Source organism: Acidovorax sp. SRB_24 (assembly GCF_012931925.1).
The window spans coordinates 34917-40916 of sequence record NZ_MWOM01000034.1; the positions used below are offsets into that span (position 1 = coordinate 34917).

7 protein-coding genes and 1 tRNA gene are annotated in these 6000 nt (G+C 60.7%); 7 read left to right on the forward strand and 1 reads right to left on the reverse strand.

What is annotated here, in order from left to right; genetic code table 11:
* Positions 1-9: 9 nt before the first annotated feature.
* Positions 10-86: transfer RNA gene (locus B2J89_RS12895), tRNA-Arg, on the reverse strand.
* Between the two features lie 490 nt (positions 87-576).
* Here B2J89_RS12895 and B2J89_RS12900 point away from each other — a divergent pair.
* The 7 genes from B2J89_RS12900 to B2J89_RS12930 all read left to right on the forward strand — a co-directional run bounded on the left by B2J89_RS12900 (position 577) and on the right by B2J89_RS12930 (position 5930).
* Positions 577-1911 carry an integrase family protein gene (locus B2J89_RS12900; RefSeq protein ID WP_169169495.1) on the forward strand — a complete coding sequence of 445 codons (1335 nt, stop codon included), beginning with the start codon at positions 577-579 and terminating at the stop codon, positions 1909-1911.
* Between the two features lie 110 nt (positions 1912-2021).
* Positions 2022-2678 carry a hypothetical protein gene (locus B2J89_RS12905; protein WP_169169496.1) on the forward strand — a complete coding sequence of 219 codons (657 nt, stop codon included), beginning with the start codon at positions 2022-2024 and terminating at the stop codon, positions 2676-2678.
* Between the two features lie 110 nt (positions 2679-2788).
* Positions 2789-3040 (forward strand): hypothetical protein, encoded by a 252-nt coding sequence (locus tag B2J89_RS12910; RefSeq protein ID WP_169169497.1) that lies wholly within the window; start codon positions 2789-2791, stop codon positions 3038-3040.
* 79 nt (positions 3041-3119) lie between these two features.
* The gene (locus tag B2J89_RS12915; protein ID WP_169169498.1) at positions 3120-3473 is read left to right on the forward strand and encodes a hypothetical protein; all 354 of its coding nucleotides are present in this window, start codon (positions 3120-3122) and stop codon (positions 3471-3473) included.
* Positions 3470-3790: a hypothetical protein gene (locus B2J89_RS12920; protein WP_169169499.1), complete on the forward strand. Its 321-nt coding sequence runs from the start codon at positions 3470-3472 to the stop codon at positions 3788-3790. The genes B2J89_RS12915 and B2J89_RS12920 overlap by 4 nt, the downstream gene beginning before the upstream one ends.
* On the forward strand, positions 3783-4637 hold the full coding sequence (locus tag B2J89_RS12925) for a plasmid recombination protein (RefSeq protein ID WP_169169500.1): 855 nt from the start codon (positions 3783-3785) through the stop codon (positions 4635-4637). The genes B2J89_RS12920 and B2J89_RS12925 overlap by 8 nt, the downstream gene beginning before the upstream one ends.
* A gap of 27 nt (positions 4638-4664) precedes the next feature.
* Complete coding sequence (locus tag B2J89_RS12930) at positions 4665-5930, forward strand: IS256 family transposase (RefSeq protein WP_169168799.1); 1266 nt, start codon at positions 4665-4667, stop codon at positions 5928-5930.
* Positions 5931-6000: the final 70 nt, after the last annotated feature.

A 6000-nucleotide genomic window follows, 5' to 3' on the forward strand; every position in this document is an offset into this window, starting at 1 on the left:
CTTTTCAATTGGTGCGGCTGGCAGGAATTGAACCCACGACCCCTTGGTTCGTAGCCAAGTACTCTATCCAACTGAGCTACAGCCGCTAAGCTTTAAATTATATCATGAATTTTAAGCTGCCTCAAAATTCATGTACTTACCGTCGTGCATCTCTGCACTTACAACAGGCAAGCCTGAGCAAGGGTGCAATTGTATATCAGTCATCCCTGCGCTGATTTCAAATTTCGCAATTTTTCTGCATCTTGCGCAGGCCCAACGCAAGTGGCTCACTTTCATCCCTGCATCGGCGATTCTTCTTCAACCCCAAGGATGGTTGGGGCATTGCAAGGCCACCGACTGTCGAGCTTGGTAGGACGTGTTGGACTTGAACCAACGACCAAAGGATTATGAGTCCCATCAATGCCATATTTCACAGCGTTGATTGATGGTGATAGAATCAATAAAAATCAACAGCTTACACGCAAAACACTGGACAAACACCCAGCGAATGCGTTGATTGAAATTCGGCATTTTTCGGAAAATAGTCTTACATCCTCCCTTACATCCTGGCCGATGTAAGACCGCAAGGAGCACCACATGGCAAAGATTGCATTCACCGCTGGCCGAGTTTCGGGGTTCAAATGCCCGCCCGACAAGAAACAGGCTTTCATGTGGGATGTGACCGCGCCAGGGCTGGGGCTGAGGGCAACGCCAGCCGGGAAACCTGCCTACGTGTTCCAAGGCGTGTACCAAGGCAAAGACATACGCCTGACCATTGGAAGCCCTGCCGCCTGGAGCATTCCAGACGCGCAAGCCAAGGCACGCGAACTCCAACGCCTGATTGATGAAGGCAAAGACCCCCGCGACTTGAAGCGCGAAGCCGTGGCAGCGACAAAAGCGCAGGCTGCCGCATTGGTTGCCGCCGCTGTGGAGGCCGCATCCCAAGCTGTGACCGTGGGCGAGGCTTGGGCCGCCTACGTGGCCGAACGCACCCCGCATTGGGGCGCCCTTCACCGGAAAGACCATGAGCGCCTGACCCGAGCCGGTGGCGAGACTGCCAAGCGTGGCACCCGTGGCCGTGGCGTGACCATTGCCGGGCCGTTGCATCCGCTGCTGGGGCTGGCGCTGCGTGACCTGACAGCACCCGTTATCGAGGCATGGGCAGCACGCGAGGCACAGACCCGCCCGACTGCTGCCCGGCTGGCATGGCGACTGCTGAAAGCGTTTCTAGGCTGGTGCGCAGAACAGCCGGAATATGCGCCAGTGCTGCCCAGCGTGAACCCGGCAAAGACAAAGAAAGCCCGCGAGGCATTGGGCAAGCCGCGCGCCAAAGATGACGCCCTATTGAAAGAACAACTGCCCGCATGGTTTGCCGCCGTGCGCAGCATTGGCAATTCGACCGTGGCCGCCTACCTGCAAACGCTGCTGATGACTGGTGCCCGCCCTGGTGAAGTGCTGGCGATGCGCTGGAGCGACTTAAACACCCAATGGCGAGGCCTGACCATACGGGACAAAGTGGAAGGCGAGCGTGTTATCCCCCTGACGCCCTATGTGTGGCACCTGCTGGCCGCCCTGCCCCGCCGCAATGAATTTGTGTTTGCCAGCGCCAGCGTGGAAGGCGCCGCAATGACCGAACCCAACCATGCAAACGACAAAGCGTGCAAGGTGGCCGCCATTGATGCCCTGACCCTGCATGGCCTTCGCCGGAGCTTTGGCACCTTGTCGGAGTGGCTGGAAGTGCCCGCCGGGGTGGTGGCGCAGATTCAAGGCCACAAGCCAAGCGCAACCGCCGAAAAGCATTACCGCGTGCGCCCGCTAGACCTGCTGCGCGTGCACCATGAGCGCATAGAGGCCTGGATACTGGAACACGCAAAGATTGTGTTTGATGCCAAGGCCGCGCCCGGTGGGCTGCGTGTGGTGCAAGCCGCGTAAAACAGTTTTTGCCCCAGCTAGGCCCGCTTCGAAACCGGGCCAAAAAGCCAGAGTCTCCCGCTGGTCTGCTGGTGGCACCCAATCAAAGGAGCGGCATTCGGGAGGATGCAATGTCCAAGACACGAGAGCTACTATTTGAGGTTGCGCGCGCCCGGTTAGCAAACCGCCCAGGGGCATTTGAGCGCTTTCGGGACGATGGTTATGGAGCAATGGCTACGCTCTACGAGCTTGAGGGACCGGGGCTCGGATTGGGTTTGTATAGCGGACCGTACTTTTCAAACCACATGAGGGAGGCGCTACGCGAAGCAGAACACGCCCGCATGATTGCGTTCATTGACAAGTGGGTAGCACGTCAACCTGCCGAGCGTCCTTTGATGGTTGAGGCACTGCCGCCCACGCCGGCGCAAGTGCAGTCCATCGCCTGCCGTACTGCGCCCCAGCAATTGCGAAGCGGTAGTTTGAAGCGTGCAAGTTCGTATACACCGCCCGCTCCCGTGGTGGCGAACGGCGCCAACAATGCGCCTAAAAAAGCGCGTCGTGACCTTTTGGACCCCGTGATAGAGGCCGCTCAAAAAGCATGTGGAAACCTATACGATGCGCCCGCCGTGTGGGCCATGCTGGTACAAATGGCTGAGACTGGAAAACGTCCTTTGTTGGGTGTTTCAGACGATGGCATCAAGTGGCAAGACGCCAACGACGAACCGCAGTTTTTCAAACTCAAGAACCTACGCGACCGCCTGCGCCGCAGCAGTAAACAAGCGCTGTAGAACGCGATAAAGCGCACCAGAGCGCGGTAAGACTCGCAAGCTAGCGAAAGCCCTCCATGTGAAAACAATGGGGCTCCATGCATCGCCATTCGGTGGTGTTTGGAGAAACCATGCAAGCAACGCAACACGGCGCCGAAACCCGCCGCGCTGTATCCGAGCCCCAGGCATTTCCCCCGCTGGAACTGGTCAACCGTCCCACGGTGCCGACCGAACAGGCCGCGCATTACCTGCTGCGCCGCCCGCAGACCCTGAGGGGCTGGGCCTGCGCTGAAACCTTCCCCGAGGGTTTGCGCCCAGTGCGCATCAATGGCCGCCTGTGCTGGCCCGTTGCTGGCATCCGTGCAGCGCTGGGGGTTGCGTAATGGCCGCCGCTATTAATCGCGTGCTGCTGGCGCTTTGGTGCGCTGCCCCGTCCCGCTGGTTTCGCAAGGGGGGCCGCCCATGACTGCCGCCCCAAAGAAAAAGCCCCAGACCGTTGCAGCGGACAAGGGGCTTTCCAAAGAACACACACCGAAGTTTACCGGCACCCACAATCCGCGCCACCTGCGTGCACTTGCCGCCCTTGAGCGCCGCCCCATGCCGCGCGAGAGCCTTGACACCGAAGCGGGTTGCAGCAATAGCCCTGAGCTGGTGGCAGAGCTTCGCCGCCGTGGTCTGGAGGTGCCATGCAAGCGCATCAACTTTATTGACCGTGATGGGTTCATTTGCCGCCCCGGTGTGTATTTCCTGACCCATGCCGACCGGAGCAAGCTGACCCAGTGGAAGGCACGCCGCATGAAAGCGGGGCGAGCATGAGTGCACCGATGCACCCGACCGCGCAGCAACTTGCCGACAGTGCGGGCGTATCGCGCCGCCTCATATTTCAAGCCGCTGCCGTGCACCGCTATGGCTGTCTCGAGTTAGTCAAGGCCGCCCATTCTGGGCTGCTGGCGATGAAGCATTGCGAGACGCTGGCAAAGGCACTGACGCGCGACGCGCAGCGCGAGTTTCTGGCCGAACTGTCGACCATGACTCCGCGCCAGCGTTACGACCTGCTGGCAATCATTAAAGGCGACTTGACGTACCGGAACCGCACGGCGCACGAGACTGCCAAGGGGGCTTTGCATGGCTGAAAGCATCGCCCACTTCGCCGTTAAAAGTATCGGGCTGTCACGGGTCAATGGCCGCAAGCCTTGCACGTTGCTGGAGGCCGCGCGGCACAACCTGCGCGAGATACAGGCTGAACAAGGCGCTACGGGTCACATAGACCCCACGCGCACCCACTGCAACAGCATTTTGCATGGGCCTGTATCCGCCGCTGAGGTGCAAGCCCAAGCCGGGGCTTTGCTGGATGCCGTGGGCATTCATGCGGACAAGCTGCGCCGCGACCACTGCCAAGCCATCGAGGCCGTTTTCAGCCTGCCGCAAGATGCCGCCATCCCCGACAGCGCCGCTTACTTCGCACAGTGCCTTGCGTGGCTGGCGGGTGCTTCGGCCCTGCCGGTGCTGAGTGCCGTTGTTCACCGCGACGAGTCTGCAATGCATTTGCATGTACTGCTGCTGCCGCTGAAGGATGGCGCCCACGTTGGGAGTGCACCTATCGACCGCGCAGCACTCAAGAGCCTGCGTGAAGACTTCTTTGCCAAGGTGGCCGGGCCTGCTGGACTGCAACGCTCCGGCGCGAAGGTGCGCGGCGTGGTCAAGCAATGGGCAGTAGCTGCCGTCTTGCAACGGTGTGAGGCGTTGGGCCTGCCCACTGCAAACGGGCCGCTGTGGCCGGTCATGGTGGGTGCCATCACGCGCGACCCTACCCCCGCGATGCTGGCATTGAGCATTGATGCGAACACCATCCGGCCATCGGACAAGCCGCCGCAGAACGAGCCCGCGCCAAACCCCATAGGGATTGCATCAACGCCCATAGGGTTTCAAAAAGAGGGGGCGAAACATCGAACCCGAGCCTGTCAGAAACTTTGTGTGTGAGGCATAGCATGTCAACAAGGAGCATGAATGCCACGCAAGACGAAGACCACCGCAGCGACGGACAAGGCGGCGCAGCCGCAATTCTCAGCCGAGCTGCTGGAGCAGCTCATCCCAGGGCCGGTAACGCCAGCCGAGCTTGAGGGCATCTTCCAGCAGTTCAAGAAGTCGGTTCTTGAACGCGCGCTGGGCGCCGAGATGAGTCACCACCTGGGCTACGCGCCCGGCCAAGCCAAGCCCGAAGGGGCTGCCCCCAATCACCGCAACGGCAAGAGCGCCAAGACCGTGCTGACCGACGTCGGCGCCTTGCGCATTGACGTTCCCCGCGACCGCGAGGGCACCTTCGAGCCGCTGCTCATCGGCAAGCATGAGCGCCGCTTTACGGGCTTTGACGACAAAATCATCGCCATGTACGCACGCGGCATGACGGTGCGCGAGATCCAGGGCTTTCTTGCCGAGATGTACTCGGTAGACGTCTCGCCCGACCTCATCAGCAGTGTCACCGACGCGGTGATGAGCGAGGTCACGGCCTGGCAGAGCCGCCCGTTGGAGTCGATGTACCCGGTGGTGTTCTTCGACGCGCTGCGGGTCAAGATCCGCGAGGACGCTGTCGTGCGCTCCAAGGCCGTGTACCTGGCTCTGGGCGTACTGCCCGATGGCAGCCGTGACATCCTGGGAATCTGGATCGAGAACACCGAAGGTGCCAAGTTCTGGATGAAGGTGTTCAACGATCTGAAGACCCGCGGAGTCCATGACATCCTGATCGCCGTGACCGATGGCCTCAAGGGCATGCCCGAGGCACTGCAAGCGGTGTTCCCGGCCACGACGCTGCAGACCTGCATCGTGCACCTGATCCGGGGCAGCCTGGATTTTGCGTCATGGAAGGACCGCAAGGGCCTGGCCGCAGCCATCAAGCCGATCTACACGGCCGTGAGCGCCGAGGCGGCCGAGGCTGAACTGGATGCGTTTGCCCAGGGGCCATGGGGCCAGAAATTCCCGACCGTCGTCAACGCCTGGCGCAGGGCCTGGGACAAGGTCATCCCGTTCTTCGCCTTCCCGCCCGAGGTGCGGCGCGTGATCTACACGACCAACGCGATTGAGAGTGTGAATGCGCGGCTGCGCAAGATCATCAAGACCAGAGGACACTTCCCCAGCGACGACGCGGCCACCAAGCTGATCTGGCTGGCACTGCGCAACATCACCGAGGACTGGGGACGGGCGGCCAACAACTGGAAATCAGCGATGAACCAATTCGCGATCCTCTACGAAGACCGGTTCACCAAATCGAGCACGTAATATCTTCAACCAGCGTCACGAAACTGGTGAAGGTTCAATGAGCCTCACACACGGAAATTCGGACAGGCCC

Coding starts and splice junctions, on each gene's coding strand:
- B2J89_RS12925 (WP_169169500.1), top strand. CDS start 3,783: ATGGCTGAAAGCATCGCCCACTTCGCCGTTAAAAGTATCGGGCTGTCA.
- B2J89_RS12920 (WP_169169499.1), top strand. CDS start 3,470: ATGAGTGCACCGATGCACCCGACCGCGCAGCAACTTGCCGACAGTGCG.
- B2J89_RS12915 (WP_169169498.1), top strand. CDS start 3,120: ATGACTGCCGCCCCAAAGAAAAAGCCCCAGACCGTTGCAGCGGACAAG.
- B2J89_RS12910 (WP_169169497.1), top strand. CDS start 2,789: ATGCAAGCAACGCAACACGGCGCCGAAACCCGCCGCGCTGTATCCGAG.
- B2J89_RS12900 (WP_169169495.1), top strand. CDS start 577: ATGGCAAAGATTGCATTCACCGCTGGCCGAGTTTCGGGGTTCAAATGC.
- B2J89_RS12930 (WP_169168799.1), top strand. CDS start 4,665: ATGCCACGCAAGACGAAGACCACCGCAGCGACGGACAAGGCGGCGCAG.
- B2J89_RS12905 (WP_169169496.1), top strand. CDS start 2,022: ATGTCCAAGACACGAGAGCTACTATTTGAGGTTGCGCGCGCCCGGTTA.